At 55.5% G+C, this 14,549-nt stretch carries 15 protein-coding genes; 12 read left to right on the top strand and 3 right to left on the bottom strand.

Annotation, left to right across the window (positions count from 1 at the left end):
• The first annotated feature begins 105 nt into the window (after positions 1-105).
• Both J7382_RS00925 and J7382_RS00920 read left to right on the top strand, forming a co-directional pair.
• Positions 106-699: a L,D-transpeptidase gene (locus tag J7382_RS00925; RefSeq protein ID WP_209067532.1), complete on the top strand. Its 594-nt coding sequence runs from the start codon at positions 106-108 to the stop codon at positions 697-699.
• 147 nt (positions 700-846) lie between these two features.
• On the top strand, positions 847-1,029 hold the full coding sequence (locus J7382_RS00920) for a hypothetical protein (protein ID WP_209066490.1): 183 nt from the start codon (positions 847-849) through the stop codon (positions 1,027-1,029).
• A gap of 133 nt (positions 1,030-1,162) precedes the next feature.
• Here the strand turns inward: J7382_RS00920 and hemH are convergent, their stop codons facing one another.
• Together hemH and J7382_RS00910 are read right to left on the bottom strand one after the other, a co-directional pair.
• Positions 1,163-2,215, bottom strand: coding sequence for a ferrochelatase (gene hemH, locus J7382_RS00915; RefSeq protein ID WP_058238833.1), 1,053 nt, complete (start codon positions 2,213-2,215; stop codon positions 1,163-1,165).
• A 23-nt stretch (positions 2,216-2,238) separates the two neighbouring features.
• Positions 2,239-3,075 (bottom strand): SAM-dependent methyltransferase, encoded by an 837-nt coding sequence (locus J7382_RS00910; RefSeq protein WP_247744770.1) that lies wholly within the window; start codon positions 3,073-3,075, stop codon positions 2,239-2,241.
• Here J7382_RS00910 and J7382_RS00905 point away from each other — a divergent pair, their 5' ends adjacent.
• Genes J7382_RS00905 through J7382_RS00890 form a run of 4 tightly spaced genes read left to right on the top strand, consistent with a single transcriptional unit; the run spans position 3,076 to position 5,375 of the window.
• Complete coding sequence (locus J7382_RS00905; RefSeq protein ID WP_348539987.1) at positions 3,076-3,804, top strand: ComF family protein; 729 nt, start codon at positions 3,076-3,078, stop codon at positions 3,802-3,804.
• 36 nt (positions 3,805-3,840) lie between these two features.
• On the top strand, positions 3,841-4,098 hold the full coding sequence (grxC, locus tag J7382_RS00900; RefSeq protein WP_209067529.1) for a glutaredoxin 3: 258 nt from the start codon (positions 3,841-3,843) through the stop codon (positions 4,096-4,098).
• A gap of 5 nt (positions 4,099-4,103) precedes the next feature.
• Entirely contained in the window at positions 4,104-4,934 is an 831-nt protein-coding gene (locus J7382_RS00895; RefSeq protein ID WP_209066485.1) for a carbon-nitrogen hydrolase family protein, read from the top strand.
• Positions 4,935-5,375 (top strand): MarR family transcriptional regulator, encoded by a 441-nt coding sequence (locus J7382_RS00890; RefSeq protein WP_058238835.1) that lies wholly within the window; start codon positions 4,935-4,937, stop codon positions 5,373-5,375.
• A 7-nt stretch (positions 5,376-5,382) separates the two neighbouring features.
• On the opposite strand, the gene ubiG is transcribed toward J7382_RS00890, so the two are convergent.
• A complete protein-coding gene (gene ubiG / locus J7382_RS00885; protein WP_209066483.1) occupies positions 5,383-6,126 on the bottom strand; it encodes a bifunctional 2-polyprenyl-6-hydroxyphenol methylase/3-demethylubiquinol 3-O-methyltransferase UbiG in 744 nt (247 codons plus the stop codon).
• Between the two features lie 49 nt (positions 6,127-6,175).
• Between ubiG and pip the strand changes: the two genes are divergently transcribed.
• From pip to infB, 6 genes are all read left to right on the top strand, one after another.
• Positions 6,176-7,150: a prolyl aminopeptidase gene (gene pip, locus J7382_RS00880; protein ID WP_209066482.1), complete on the top strand. Its 975-nt coding sequence runs from the start codon at positions 6,176-6,178 to the stop codon at positions 7,148-7,150.
• Between the two features lie 65 nt (positions 7,151-7,215).
• Complete coding sequence (locus J7382_RS00875) at positions 7,216-8,724, top strand: ABC transporter substrate-binding protein (RefSeq protein WP_209066481.1); 1,509 nt, start codon at positions 7,216-7,218, stop codon at positions 8,722-8,724.
• Positions 8,725-8,865: 141 nt separating this feature from the next.
• Complete coding sequence (gene rimP, locus J7382_RS00870; protein WP_209066480.1) at positions 8,866-9,459, top strand: ribosome maturation factor RimP; 594 nt, start codon at positions 8,866-8,868, stop codon at positions 9,457-9,459.
• A 5-nt stretch (positions 9,460-9,464) separates the two neighbouring features.
• The gene (nusA, locus tag J7382_RS00865) at positions 9,465-11,078 is read left to right on the top strand and encodes a transcription termination factor NusA (RefSeq protein WP_209066479.1); all 1,614 of its coding nucleotides are present in this window, start codon (positions 9,465-9,467) and stop codon (positions 11,076-11,078) included.
• Positions 11,079-11,101: 23 nt separating this feature from the next.
• Positions 11,102-11,734 (top strand): RNA-binding protein, encoded by a 633-nt coding sequence (locus J7382_RS00860; RefSeq protein WP_209066478.1) that lies wholly within the window; start codon positions 11,102-11,104, stop codon positions 11,732-11,734.
• Positions 11,731-14,223, top strand: a complete 2,493-nt coding sequence (infB, locus tag J7382_RS00855) for a translation initiation factor IF-2 (protein WP_209066476.1) — start codon at positions 11,731-11,733, stop codon at positions 14,221-14,223. The genes J7382_RS00860 and infB overlap by 4 nt, the downstream gene beginning before the upstream one ends.
• Positions 14,224-14,549 lie beyond the last annotated feature (326 nt).

Here is a 14,549-nt window from a genome sequence, read left to right as displayed (position 1 = left end):
CATCGATGTGACATATGCCTAATGAGCGGGGATTGGTTTGCGACTGCGGCATTCCCGCAATATGATAGCGTCGCCTGTTAGATTTGGTTTCTGGAGAGAATGATGATGGTGAAACGGTCCAAGACCTTAGGCCGCCGAGCCTTTTTGGCGAGCGGCGCAGCTTTTTTGAGTGCGCCTGCACTTGCACAAACCGAATCTGACACCACAGAGGTCGAAGGCGATCTGGATGAGCGTGTGGTACGCAACATTTCCAGCTTCCGGTCTTTGGATTGGGCACCTTACTTCGACAATCTCGACAATGGCGCAGTGCTGGTAGACGTGACGTCGCGTGCGCTGCATTTTTGGTCAGAAGATGAGGCGATTTACAAACTCTATCCGACCTCTGTTCCATTGACCGAAGATTTGACACGCCTAGGTAGAACTAAGATTGTACGTAAAGTGGAAGGCCCCAGCTGGCGTCCGACGCCTTCTATGAAGGAACGCAATCCAGAGTGGCCTGATTTTGTCGGGCCGGGTCCTGATAACCCATTGGGAACGCATGCACTCTATTTGAGTTGGACCTATTATCGCATTCATGGGACGCATGACACTCGTAAGATTGGGCGGCGGTCGTCAAATGGCTGTATCGGTTTGTACAATGAACACATTGCGGAATTGTTTTCATTGACAAAAGTGGGCACGCAAGTGTTGCTTATTTGACGACATTCTGCTCTCGATAGGCCTTAATTGGCAAACTTAGCTTTGCAATCACAGAGATTTACTGTTTAGACGTGGACTACGAGGTAAGTCTTGGGTGCTTGTCATCGCCCTCATTGTAATGGTGGCAAGCGAATTCTGGAGGATACTATGAAAAAACTCGTTCTCGCTGCTGCTCTGACTGCTGCTGCTTCCACTGCATTTGCTGGCGGCCTGGCCGATCCAGTTGTTGAACCTGTTGTTATCGAAGAAGCCGCTGGCGGTTCCGGTAACGACGTGTGGGTTCCACTGCTGCTGTTGGTTGTTGTGGCTGCTGCTGCATCCGCAAGCTGATATATACAGCATTTGAATTGCGAAAAGGCGGGGTTTTCCCCGCCTTTTTGTGTTGTCAGCTTGTCTGATCACACTGTTGTCTTGCGCAGACGGTTTCCCCTGCGCAAGAGCGCCTTTGGCATATAAATCTGGATTACTTGATCCAGCCGCCCATGTTTTCGTCAATGATATTACAGAGCGCCTCAATGTGAAGGGCATCATCGTTGAGGCAGGGAATATACAAAAAGTCTTCCCCGCCGGCTTCTTCGAAGCTTTCTTTGATCTCTTCGTTGATTTCTTCCAACGTTTCGATGCAGTCGGCTGAGAAGGCAGGTGCAATCACGGCAATACTCTTTTTGCCATCTTCCTCAGCCAGGCGGGCCACTTCATCCACAGTGTAAGGGCGTAGCCAATCTTCGGGGCCAAACTGTGATTGGAACGTGGTGCAAAGATCTGTGTCTTTCCAGCCGAGGCGCTCTTTGAGTAACCGCGTGGTTTTCTGACACTGACAGTGGTACGGGTCTCCCTCCATCAGGTAACGCTTGGGCATGCCGTGGTAAGAGACCACCAGAAGTTCTGGCTTTTTCTCCTGCGCTGCGTAGGCGCGCTCCACAGATTGCGCCAGCGCTTCAACATAGGCCGGATGGTCGAAATATGCCGGTACGGTGCGTGCTGCGGGCTGCCACTTCTCTTTCATCAGGGCCCGGAAAAACTGATCATTCGCAGTTGCTGATGTGGCGCCTGCATATTGCGGGTAAAGCGGGAAGAACACGATCCGTTCACAGCCTGCTTCGACCATCTCGCGCACTTTGGACTCTGTGGAAGGGTTGCCGTACCGCATGCAGAAATCAACCATCACCTGATCCCCATGACGGTCCTGCATGGTTTCTGCGATTTTGGCTGTCTGATCTTTTGTGATCACCATGAGTGGGCTTTCGCCGCGCTCCTTGTCCCAAATCGATTCATAGGCTTTCCCGCTGGAAAAGGGTCGCTTTGTCAAAATGATCAGTTGCAACAGAGGCTGCCACTTCCAAGATGGGTAGTCGATCACCCGTTTGTCAGAGAGAAATTCGTTCAGATATCGGCGCATAGGCCAATAGCTGTAGTCGTCAGGCGTACCAAGGTTGGCGAGCAAGATACCGGTCTTGCCGCGCGCAACTTTGGGGTGATCCGCTGGGGCATGAGCCGGGCATGTGGCGTGAGACATTGGGTTGGTCCGATTCGAATTGGTCACTTAGGAAGTTTGATTTCAGGGGCGCCGAGTGCATCTGCAAGACGGCTTGTGGCGGATCCGGGGCGCAGCGGCTGTTGCTGGCTGGCATCAGGGCTCCAGCCGGTGAGATAAATCATCTCAAAGGTTGCAGGGATACGACCGTTTTCCATGAAGCTGTCTACGTAGATTTCGCTGGCGCGGATCATGATTGCGCGCCGTGTTAGGCTTTTTAGTCGCGCATGTAGGGCATTGTTTTCCCCCATCATGCGCAAGTCTTTCATGAGTGCCCAGGGCGTTTCATATGTCACCTTGAGAGGTACGGCATCGGCAACAGGCAAGGCCAGTCCTGCGCGCTGCAGCAAAGCCCCCATATCTCGAATTTCTGCCATTGGGGCGATGCGCGGTGACAAGCCGCCGGTGATTTCCACCTCTGCCTGCGCCAGAGAGGCGCGCAATTCATGGAGTGTTTGGCCGCCAAAAGCCACGGCGAGGAAAAATCCATCATTGATCAGTGCGCGCTGACATTGGATCACTTGGCCCACAGGATCATCCGCCCAGTGTAACCCTATCGCATGGATGACCAGATCGTATGATTTTTCCTTCAGTTTCAGTGTGTCGGTGTCCGGCACGCAAAGGGCTTCGGGGAAGGCCTCGCCCCAAACCGTTGGAAAGCCCGACACGATGGCGGGCTTTGTAAAGGTTCTATTAACCAGACTTAAGCGATGCTGAATTTCATCAATCGCGGCCTCGTGCAGAAACATACCTGCGGTCAAATCCGCCCGCGCACGGTTGCGTTCCAAGGATTTTCGATCTGTGAGTTTAGGGGTGTTCTGCATGTTGCGGACAATAGGCATGTGAAGGCCAAGTTTCAAACTGCCTTGCGGCTTTTGTTCCCGCCGCGTTGTGTCGCATGTGGAGCGCTGGTTGAAAGCGATTTTGCCCTATGTGCAGACTGTTGGCTGGAGGTGACATTTCTCGGTGGGGATGTGTGCGATGCCTGTGGCGCACCGGTGATTGATGGTGCTTCGGAGATCTCTCCATTGTGCGACAGCTGTCTTTATGATCGTCCGCCTTGGTCAAAAGGTCGGGCTGCATTTATGTATGGTGGCGTGGGGCGCAGTCTGGTTCTCGCTCTGAAGCATGGAGATCGCACAGATATCGTGCGGCCCGCTGCCAAGTGGCTGGCAGGCGCTGCTCAGCCGCTTTTGAAGCCCAATACGCTTGTGGCGCCGGTGCCTTTGCACCGATGGCGTTATTTGCGGCGGCGGTATAATCAAGCAGCGCTTGTGGCGGAGGCAGTGGCTCGGCATCTCTCGCTGCCGTATTGTCCTGATCTATTGCTACGTGTCAGAGGCTTGGGCAGTTTGGAAGGGTTGGGAGCCGCCGCGCGCAGGCAAAAGCTATCTGGGGCCATCTGTGCCAATCCGAAACATGCTGAAATGCTACACAAGGCCTCGGTTTTGTTGGTGGATGATGTTTTGACCACGGGGGCGACGTTGAAAGCGGCAACCGAGGCTTGCCTCAATGCAAATGCCAAAGATGTGTGTGTTGCCACGCTGGCACGCGTTGCAAAGGATACCTAAATGGCAGACAACGAAGCAAAGCACAAAGGATCTGAGATGCAGCCCGTTGAAATTTATACCAGCCCGCTTTGTGGCTTTTGCCACGCCGCCAAACGTTTGCTCGCGCAAAAGAACGTGACCTTCACGGAGATCGACGTGCTGCGCAATCCTGATCGCAAACCGGAAATGATGGCACGCGCCAATGGCGGGCACACGGTGCCGCAGATTTTCATTGGTGAAACCCATGTTGGTGGGTGTGACGATCTGTATGCGTTGGAGCGTGACGGCAAGCTTGACGCACTGTTGGCGGTTTAAATCAGATGCGTGCAGCTCTTTTGCAAATGACCTCCTCTGACTTGCCGGAAGACAATCTTCAGCAGGCCAGAGGCATGCTTCTTGAGGCCAAAGAAGCGGGGGCGGATTTTGCCTTTTTGCCGGAAGTGATGAATTGCCTTTCCACAAGCCGGTCCCATCAGAAGGCGGTGCTGCAAACGGAAGAAGATGATGCCACATTAAAAGCGTTGCAGGCGCTGTGCGCGGAATTGGAAATCTGGCTGCTTGTCGGTAGCTTGGGCTTGAAAACAGAAGATGCAGATGGGCGTTTCGCCAACCGCTCCTTTGTGGTGTCTGACAAAGGCGAGATTGTTGCACGCTACGACAAGATTCACATGTTTGATGTGGATGTGACACCTGAGGAAACCTATCGGGAGTCAGATGGGTATCGTCCGGGCGACCGGGCGGTTGTCGCGCAAACACCCTTTGGCGCAATTGGCATGAGTATCTGTTACGATGTGCGCTTTGGTGGGCTCCATCGCACACTGGCGCAACATGGCGCGGAGATTTTAACCGTGCCCGCCGCGTTCTCTCACGTGACGGGGCGCGCCCATTGGGAAACCTTGCTGCGGGCACGTGCGATTGAGACAGGCTGTTTTGTGATTGCGCCCGCTCAAACGGGACAGCACCCTACAACACGTGGTCAATCACGCCGCACACATGGGCATTCTATGGTCATTGCGCCTTGGGGAGAGGTTTTGGCCGATGCCGGAGAGGCAAAGGGTGTAACACTTGTTGATGTCGACCTGTCTTTGGTTCAGAAAGCGCGCAGGCAAGTGCCTTCACTGCAACATGATCGAGATTTTGACGGGCCCTGAATGAACGACAAGAGCGGATTGGCCATCACCCTGTTTGGTGAGATTCTGATGGTGGATCAGCTTGCCCGCTCCCGCTTGTCAAAGGTCTTACCCAAGGGCATGGAGCTGTCGCATTTTTCTGTGCTCAACCATCTGGATCGCTCCAATGCAGAACGCAGTCCTGCGCAGTTGGCCAAAACCTTCCATCTCACGCGGGGCGCGATGACGAACACTCTGCACAAGCTTGAAACAGCGGGCTATGTGCACATCCGTCCTGATTGGGATGACGCACGCCGCAAAATGGTTGCCATCAGCCCGGCCGGGCGACAGGCGCGGGATGCTGCGCTCGCAAGTATGGCGCCGATCATCAATGATATGGTCAGTAAACTGGGAGATGATCGGGTGCGCGCTGCACTCCCGATCTTGCGTGAATTGCGCCTCAAGCTCGAAGAGACGCATTAAGAGTTGTCTAAGATTTGATGCTGGCGGTGACGTAGTTCACGCTCAGATCGCGATCAGAAATTGACCAGCGCCAGCTGATCGGGTTGAACACAAACCCCTTGCGGTCAACAGGGGACAGCCCTGATTTCTCAATGAGTGCAAAAAGTTCGTCTGGCGTGATGAATTTACTCCATTCATGCGTGCCCTTGGGCAGCCAACGCATCACGAATTCCGCACCGACAATCGCCACAGCGAAGCTCTTCGGGTTTCGGTTGATGGTTGAGCATATGTGAAGCCCACCAGGTTTCAGGAGCTCTTGGCAGGCCGTGAGATAACTCAGCGGGTCGGCCACATGTTCAACCACTTCCATATTCAGAACCACGTCGAACTGTTCGCCATTTGCGGCCATATCTTCCGCAGTGGTGTGGCGATAGTCGATTGTGAGCTCAGACTGCTCCGCATGCAGACGGGCCACGGGCAGATTGCCTCCTGCAGCATCCGCGCCGACAACATCAGCCCCCAGTCGCGCCATTGGTTCCGACAAGAGGCCGCCACCGCAGCCGATATCAAGGATGCGCAGGCCCTGGAAAGGCAAGTCAGCAGACAGGTCGCGATTGAACTCTGCCGCGATTTGGGTCGTAATATAATGCAATCGGCATGGGTTCAGCATGTGAAGCGGTTTGAATTTGCCGTTTGGATCCCACCACTCCGCAGCCATGGCTTCGAATTTTGCCACTTCTGCAGGGTCTACAGTTGTATTGGTGGCTTGCATTTTGAACTCTCCATGCTCATTTGGGCGTCGCAACCAATATAGGTAGGACATGGATAAAAACTCGGGCCAAAAGCGCGCAGTGCACTACCTTTACCCTCCGGTCGAACCCTTTGACCAGAGGATGCTGGACGTAGGCGACGGGCATAGCATTTACGTCGAACAATCGGGAAATCCAAATGGATTGCCGGTTGTCGTGGTGCATGGGGGCCCGGGTGGCGGCAGCAGCCCGCCCATGCGTCGTTATTTTGACCCCAAAGTCTATCGTATTGTCCTCTTTGATCAGCGCGGTTGCGGGCACTCCCGCCCTCATGCAGGGGTGGACCACAACACCAGTTGGCACCTTGTGGCGGATATGGAACGTATTCGTACTACGCTGGACATTGACGAATGGATCGTCTTTGGCGGCAGTTGGGGGGCAACACTGTCGTTGCTATATGCGCAATCCCATCCGCAACAGACGGTATGTCTCGTGTTGCGCGGGGTGTTTCTGATGACCAAGCGTGAGTTGGATTGGTTCTATGGCGGCGGGGCAGGATATTTTTGGCCAGATCAATGGGCACGCTTTGCCGATCTTGTCCCTGAAGAAGAGCAGGATGATCTGATTGAGGCTTATCACCACCGCTTGTTTTGCGGGGATCGTGCGACAGAGATTAAATATGCGCGCGCCTGGGCCAGTTGGGAAAATGCGCTGGCTTCCGTGTATTCAAACGGTGCCGGAGGCGAACCACCAGCAGAATATGCGCGCGCGTTTTCTAGGTTGGAGAACCATTATTTCCGCAACAAAGGTTTCCTGAAACAGGATGGCCATATTCTGAAGAACATGGCGGTGCTGCAGGATATTCCCGGCTACATCGTTCAGGGGCGCTATGACATGATCTGTCCGCCCAAGGCGGCGCATGATCTGGCAAAAGCCTGGGGAAAAATGGCGGACTTACGCATGATCCGCAATGCGGGCCACGCTTTGTCAGAGCCCGGTATCAGCGCAGAACTCGTGCGCATCATGGATGAATTGGCCCGTATTTAGTAAAACGGCTGGACATTGCTGGCTTGAGCGCGTCTGATCGACGTCCAGATTCATGGAGTGTGCCTGTGTCACGCATCAGTCGACGTAGCCTTTTGACTTCCGGTGCCGCCGCAGGTGTGCTTGCGGCGTCTGGGATGTCTGTGGCGGCGCACATGCCCAAATCTGGTGGAATGCTCCGTGCCGTTTTATCCGGTGGTCGTCCAAATGACACTTGGGACACGCGCAGCCATGACAGCCTCTTTATGATGGCTGCGGCCCATGGGGCCGTTTTTGATTGTCTCACGGAAATTGGGCCAGATGGCGCGCTGCGCGGAGAGCTGGCGGAAAGTTGGGATGCCAGCGCGGATGCGCAAACCTGGACATTCACCCTGCGCAAGGGTGTGACGTTTCACAACGGAAAGCCCTTTGTGGCTGAGGATGTTGTGCGTTCATTCGCGCTGCATATGGGGGACCAGAGCCGATCTCCTGCGGCACCCTTGTTGCGCGATGTCACAGAGATAAAGGTGCTGACGCAACATCAGCTTCAATTTGTTCTCTCGGCGCCCAACGCGGATTTCCCATACCTTCTGTCGGATTACCATCTGGTGATCTACCCTGCAGGCTATGTTGAGCTGGCTATGCAGAACGGTATTGGGACCGGTCTTTATCGTGTGCGTGAATTTCGCGCAGGTGACACGCTGCATGCGGAGCGTGTGACGGCGCACTACAAAGACGCTAAGGCAGGTTTCTTTGACGATATTGTGTTGCACAACTCCAGCGACCCAGCCGAACGCACCCATATGTTGCTGGAAGGCACGGTGGATGTTGTTGGGCAGCTTCCTCCGGCGCATGCGCGTCAATGTGATGATTTGAGCGGGGTGTCATTGCAGGCGCTTCAGGGTAATCAGCATTACAGCTTTGCCCTTCAGGATGGCCTGCCTGCTTGGGGGCAAACACTGGTGCGTCGTGCAGTTAAGCTGGGACTGGACCGAAATAAATTCGTCTCAGGCCCGCTGGCTGGTTTTGGTCAGGTTGGAGCCGACTCACCTATTGGTCCGGCCAATCCCTTCTTTGGCGACCCTGTCTCTACCGTTGCCTATGATCCAGAGCAGGCGCGCGCTTTGTTTGCGCGTGCCGGCGTGGATCGTTTGGCGCTCAGCGTTGCGCCTTCAAGCTCGCAAAACGCTGCGTTGATGGTGTCGGAGTTTCGTTCTCAATTGGCTGCGCTGGGCGTTGTGGTTGATGTGGTCTCGGCGGCTGGCCAAGTGGCAGTGCAGGCCGCCGCAGGGCGCGCCACCGAAGATTGGGCCATGTCGACCTATTTGGCGCCTGGGGCGCTCTGGAATCACTCTCGCTGGCAAGATGCGCAGTTTGAGAGTGTGCTGCGAGCTGCGCGTTCGGAGTTGGATGCTACGAAGCGTCGCGCACATTACGGTGATCTCCAAAGGCTTGTGCAGCAAAGAAGTGGCTTGGTTGTTCCGGCGTTTGCCAAACATCTTCAGGCGGTTCGGTCCAGTGTTTCCACGCCTCAAACCATTGGTGCGCAGTATGGGTTGGACAATGCGCGCTTTGCGGAGCGTTGGTGGCGCACCTAGGGCCAATGCGATTGGGCCTTGCAGACTCAGGCCCTTCGACGTATATGCATCCCAACAGCGGCGTGTTTTGAAGCTTCAGAGCGCACCACCGGGAAAGATCGACGGGCCGCGGGCCCGTTTTTTTGTGTTTGGAACACGTCTATGAGTGACCTGATTGCCAAAGCGGCGATTGACCGCAAGCTGGCGGATATTGTGACCCCTGTCATCGAAGACATGGGCTTTGAACTGGTGCGTCTGCGCCTGATGGGTAGCAAGACTCACACTTTGCAGATTATGGCGGAGCGTCCCGGCGGTGGCATCGAAGTGGATGAGTGCGCCCAGATCTCCAATGCGATCAGCGCTATTCTGGATGTGGAAGACCCACTGGTGGATTCCTACACTCTGGAAGTGGGCAGCCCGGGAGTGGATCGTCCGCTCACCCGCTTGAAGGACTTTGAAGCCTATGAGGGCTATGAGGCCAAAATCGAAACAAGTGAGTTGATCGATGGGCGCAAGCGTTTCAAAGGCGTGCTTGCAGGCATCGAAGGCGAAGACGTTCTGATCAATATTGAAAATCAGGGCGAAACCGTCACGGTTGGCCTGAGTTTTGACTGGCTGGCGGATGCCAAACTGGTGCTGACTGATGAATTGATCAAGGAAATGCTCAAGGCGCGCAAGGAAGCGGGCATTTTGAACGAAGACGAATTTGACGACATCGAGACCGGCGAGGATACGTCCGGCGAGTCCGAGGAGTAAAGACTATGGCAATCACTTCTGCAAACCAGCTTGAGCTGCTTCAAACGGCCGAAGCGGTCGCACGCGAAAAGATGATCGACCCGGGTCTCGTGGTTGAGGCGATGGAAGAGTCGCTCGCCCGCGCTGCCAAGAGCCGCTATGGCGCGGAGATGGACATTCGCGTTTCTATTGACCGCCGCACCGGGAAGGCAACTTTCACGCGTGTGCGCACGGTTGTTGAGGACGAACTGCTGGAGAACTATCAGGCGGAATTCACCGTAGAGCAGGCCAAGCAATACATGGAAAACCCCGAAGTGGGCGATGTGTTTGTGGAAGAAGTGCCGCCGGTTGAGATGGGTCGTATCGCGGCGCAATCTGCCAAACAGGTGATTTTGCAGAAAGTCCGCGAAGCCGAGCGTGATCGCCAATACGAAGAATTCAAAGATCGCGCAGGCAGCATCATCAACGGCTCTGTAAAGCGCGAAGAGTTTGGCAATGTGATTGTTGATCTGGGCGGTGCCGAAGCTGTGTTGCGTCGCAATGACAAGATTGGCCGTGAAAGCTACCGTTCCGGTGATCGTGTGCGCGCTTACATCAAAGAGGTGCGTCGTGAACCACGCGGCCATCAGATTTTCCTGAGTCGCACGGCGCCCGAGTTCATGGCTGAGCTCTTTAAAATGGAAGTGCCAGAAATCTATGATGGTATTATCGACATTAAGGCTGTTGCACGTGATCCGGGCTCTCGTGCCAAGATCGCCGTGATCTCCCACGATGGCTCTATTGATCCAGTGGGTGCCTGTGTGGGTATGCGTGGATCGCGCGTACAGGCGGTTGTAAACGAGCTTCAGGGTGAAAAGATCGACATCATCCCATGGAATGAAGATCAGCCAACCTTCCTGGTGAACGCGCTGCAACCGGCAGAAGTGTCCAAGGTTGTGCTTGACGAAGAAGCGGGCAAAATCGAAGTTGTGGTGCCGGATGAGCAGCTGTCTCTGGCGATTGGTCGCCGTGGTCAGAACGTGCGTCTTGCCAGCCAGTTGACCGCTCTGGACATCGACATCATGACGGAAGCCGAAGAATCCGAGCGTCGTCAGAAAGAATTCGAAGAGCGCACCAAGCTGTTCATGGATACTCTGGACCTTGATGAGTTCTTTGCACAGCTTCTGGTTTCCGAAGGGTTTACCAACCTTGAGGAAGTTGCTTACGTCGAAGTCGATGAACTTTTGGTCATTGACGGCGTGGACGAAGGCACTGCCAATGAGCTGCAGGCGCGCGCCCGTGACTACATCGATGCACAGAACAAAGCGGCTCTGGATGCGGCCCGTGCGCTTGGTGTACAGGACAGCCTGGTTGCATTTGAGGGTCTGACACCCCAGATGATCGAAGCGCTCGCCAAAGATGGCGTTTTGAATCTCGAAGATTTTGCGACCTGTGCCGATTGGGAGCTTGCCGGTGGCTGGACCTCCGTAAATGGCGAGCGTGTGAAGGATGACGGGGTGCTTGAGCCTTTCGGCATCAGCCTGGAAGAAGCGCAGGATATGGTCATGACCGCACGTATCGTGTTGGGTTGGGTTGATCCTGATGAGCTTCAGGCCGAAGAAGACGGCGAAGAGGGTGCTTCTGAGGAGGCTGAGGCCTGATCTCAGGTCTCAGAGGAAACGCGATGAGCCGCGGTGGCCGTCCCGGCAAAAAGGGAGACAAGCCAGAGCGCAAGTGCATCGTCACCGGCGCTGTGGCCCCCAAAGAAGGGTTGATCCGTTTTGTGGTTGGCCCGGAAGGACAGGTTGTGCCGGACGTAACCGGCAAGCTGCCCGGTCGAGGAATGTGGGTCACAGCCTCAGCTGATGCGCTCGCAAAGGCAGGAAAGAAAGGTGTGTTTGCCCGTGCTGCCAAGCAGCAGGTCACTGTGCCGGAAGATTTGGTCGCAGAGGTGTCTCGCCAATTGGGGCGCCGCACCGTTGATTTGATCAGCCTGGCGCGAAAGTCGGGCGAGGCCGTGACGGGCTTTGAAAAAGTAAAGGACTGGCTGACCAAAGATGTGGCCGAAGTCCTGCTGCAGGCGAGCGATGGCTCTGAACGTGGCAAAACGAAACTGAGGCCTCCCTATGGGGGTCACCACATAGATTGGCTCACTGCCGCCGAGTTGGGTTTGGCATTTGGGCGACAAACTGTGATACATGGAGCGCTTGCGTCTGGCGGACTCACAAATCGTGTTGTAGAGGAAGCCCTAAGATTAAAAGGCGTACGGGAAAATACGGTGGCATCGGCCTCCGGGAAGGACAAGACAGCCAGATGAGCGATAACGACGGTAAAAAAACCTTGGGTCTGCGCGGTGGCAACCGCCCTGGCAACGTGACGCAGAGCTTCAGCCACGGACGCAAGAAAAATGTCGTGGTGGAAACCAAGCGCAAGCGCGTTGTGGTGCCCAAACCCGGTGCGGCGAAAACGGGCGGCGGCTCTCCCAAAGCCGGTGGTGATCCTAACCGTCGGCCAGCTGGCATTTCAGATGCAGAAATGGAGCGCCGCCTGAAGGCGCTGCAGGCCGCGAAGGCGCGCGAAGCTGAGGACGCTGCAAAGCGTGAGGCGGAAGAAAAAGCCCGTGCCGAGGCGCGTGAGCGTCGCCGTCTGGAAGCGGAAGCCAAAGAGCGCGAACAGCGTGAAGCCGAAGAGCGTGCACGCAAAAAGGCCGAAGACGAAGAGCGTAAGAAAAAAGAGGCCGAAGAGGCCGCGAAACGCGCAGCTGCCGAAGCTGCCGCACCCAAGAAAGAAGCTGCGCCGCAAGGCCGTGGTGCGCCAACCAACAAACCTGCGCCACAGCCGACACAGCGTAAGGCTGACCGCGAGCGCGAACAGCGTGGCGGTCGGGGCAAGGGGCGTGATGACGGTCGCCGTTCTGGTAAGCTGACATTGGGTCAGGCTACCGGTGGTGAGAACAATCGTCACCGCTCCATGGCTGCGATGAAGCGCAAGCAAGAGCGCGCGCGCCAGAAAGCCATGGGCGGCGCGGTTGAGCGCGAAAAGGTTGTGCGTGATGTGCAGCTTCCAGAGGCGATCATGGTCTCTGAGCTTGCCAACCGTATGGCCGAGCGTGTTGCTGACGTTGTGAAAGAGCTCATGAAAATGGGCATGATGGTCACGCAGAACCAGACCATTGATGCGGATACTGCTGAACTCATCATCGAAGAGTTTGGCCACAAGGTTGTGCGCGTTTCCGATGCAGACGTGGAAGATGTGATCTCCGATGTTGAAGACAAAGACGAAGATTTGCAGTCCCGTCCGCCGGTGATCACCATCATGGGCCACGTGGACCACGGCAAAACCTCGCTCCTGGATGCGATTCGCGATGCCAAGGTTGTGTCCGGCGAAGCAGGCGGCATCACCCAGCACATCGGTGCCTATCAGGTGAAAACCGATGATGGCGTGACCCTGTCGTTCCTTGATACTCCGGGCCACGCGGCCTTCACCTCCATGCGCTCGCGTGGTGCACAGGTGACGGATATTGTTGTTCTGGTTGTTGCCGCAGACGATTCCGTCATGCCGCAGACCATTGAGGCGATCAACCACGCCAAGGCGGCCGAAGTGCCGATGATCGTGGCGATCAACAAGATCGACAAACCAGCCGCAGATCCCAACAAAGTGCGCGCGGAGCTTCTGCAGCATGAAGTGATCGTGGAAGCGATGTCTGGTGAAGTGCAGGATGTGGAAGTGTCTGCACACACGGGCCAAGGTCTGGATGAATTGCTGGAATCCATTGCGCTGCAGGCTGAGATCCTTGAGCTGAAAGCGAACCCAGATCGTGCGGCACAGGGTGCTGTGATCGAAGCGCAGTTGGATGTGGGCCGTGGCCCAGTGGCGACCGTTCTTGTTCAGAAAGGCACGCTGCGCCAAGGCGATATCTTCGTTGTGGGTGAGCAATACGGTAAGGTCCGTGCGCTGATCAACGATAAGGGTGAGCGCGTCAAAGAAGCTGGCCCGTCCGTGCCTGTTGAGGTGCTGGGTCTGAACGGCACACCGGAAGCAGGCGACGTTCTGAACGTGACCGAGACCGAAGCGCAGGCGCGTGAGATCGCGGAATACCGTGCTCAGGTTGCCAAGGACAAGCGCGCAGCCGCGGGTGCAGCGACCACGCTTGAACAACTGATGCAGAAGGCCAAGGAAGACGAAAACGTCGCCGAGTTGCCGATCCTTGTGAAAGCTGACGTGCAGGGTTCCGCTGAAGCGATTGTTCAGGCGATGGAAAAAATCGGGAACAACGAAGTTCGCGTGCGCGTGCTGCACTCCGGTGTGGGTGCGATCACCGAGACGGATGTTGGGCTGGCCGAAGCCAGTGGCGCACCGATCATGGGCTTTAATGTCCGTGCAAACGCCTCCGCCCGTAATACTGCCAACCAAAAAGGTGTGGAGATCCGCTACTATTCGGTGATCTATGACCTTGTGGATGATGTGAAAGCGGCGGCCTCTGGTCTGCTGTCTGCGGAAATCCGCGAGAACTTCATCGGTTATGCGAACATCAAAGAAGTGTTCAAAGTGACCGGTGTTGGCAAGGTGGCTGGTTGTCTTGTGACCGAGGGCGTTGCGCGTCGTTCCGCAGGTGTACGTCTGCTGCGCGACAACGTGGTGATCCACGAAGGTACTCTGAAGACACTGAAACGCTTCAAGGACGAAGTGCCTGAAGTTCAGTCCGGTCAGGAATGTGGTATGGCATTTGAAAACTACGATGACATCCGTCCAAATGATGTGATCGAGATTTTCGAACGCGAAGAAGTGACTCGTACGCTGGATTGATCCAGCGTACGCGCCGCGCGCCGTGTGAGAACTCCCATAGAAAAAGGGCCGCCTGTTCAGGGCGGCCCTTTTTTCTTGCTCGTGTCGCTGTGATTAAGAAATCGGCTTACCGGAGTAAACTTTGTCACCCACGCGGATGGATACACGTCCATCAGGAAGGTTCTTTACGACCGGACCTTGGATCGAAACACAGCTGCCTACAGTGATAGTCTTAAGCATGTCAAAAATCCCCATTTGATTGACATCCAATACACATCGGTTTGGTTAATTTTTCGTGCACAACTTCTGTCATGCATATGTCATATTAACGTGCGCTATTAAAAAAA

This window comes from Shimia sp. R11_0 (genome assembly GCF_017744035.1).
Taxonomy (GTDB): domain Bacteria; phylum Pseudomonadota; class Alphaproteobacteria; order Rhodobacterales; family Rhodobacteraceae; genus Shimia; species Shimia marina.
The sequence above is the reverse complement of the archived record's forward strand: the minus strand, read 5'-3'. Positions and strand labels throughout refer to the sequence as shown.

Excerpts from the sequence above, each read along its gene's own strand:
- J7382_RS00890 (WP_058238835.1), top strand. The coding sequence starts at position 4,935 with ATGAACGACAAGAGCGGATTGGCCATCACCCTGTTTGGTGAGATTCTG.
- hemH (WP_058238833.1), bottom strand. The coding sequence starts at position 2,215 with ATGTCTCACGCCACATGCCCGGCTCATGCCCCAGCGGATCACCCCAAA.
- infB (WP_209066476.1), top strand. The coding sequence starts at position 11,731 with ATGAGCGATAACGACGGTAAAAAAACCTTGGGTCTGCGCGGTGGCAAC.
- nusA (WP_209066479.1), top strand. The coding sequence starts at position 9,465 with ATGGCAATCACTTCTGCAAACCAGCTTGAGCTGCTTCAAACGGCCGAA.
- J7382_RS00925 (WP_209067532.1), top strand. The coding sequence starts at position 106 with ATGGTGAAACGGTCCAAGACCTTAGGCCGCCGAGCCTTTTTGGCGAGC.
- J7382_RS00860 (WP_209066478.1), top strand. The coding sequence starts at position 11,102 with ATGAGCCGCGGTGGCCGTCCCGGCAAAAAGGGAGACAAGCCAGAGCGC.
- J7382_RS00920 (WP_209066490.1), top strand. The coding sequence starts at position 847 with ATGAAAAAACTCGTTCTCGCTGCTGCTCTGACTGCTGCTGCTTCCACT.
- J7382_RS00910 (WP_247744770.1), bottom strand. The coding sequence starts at position 3,075 with ATGCCTATTGTCCGCAACATGCAGAACACCCCTAAACTCACAGATCGA.
- rimP (WP_209066480.1), top strand. The coding sequence starts at position 8,866 with ATGAGTGACCTGATTGCCAAAGCGGCGATTGACCGCAAGCTGGCGGAT.
- pip (WP_209066482.1), top strand. The coding sequence starts at position 6,176 with ATGGATAAAAACTCGGGCCAAAAGCGCGCAGTGCACTACCTTTACCCT.
- grxC (WP_209067529.1), top strand. The coding sequence starts at position 3,841 with ATGCAGCCCGTTGAAATTTATACCAGCCCGCTTTGTGGCTTTTGCCAC.
- J7382_RS00895 (WP_209066485.1), top strand. The coding sequence starts at position 4,104 with ATGCGTGCAGCTCTTTTGCAAATGACCTCCTCTGACTTGCCGGAAGAC.
- ubiG (WP_209066483.1), bottom strand. The coding sequence starts at position 6,126 with ATGCAAGCCACCAATACAACTGTAGACCCTGCAGAAGTGGCAAAATTC.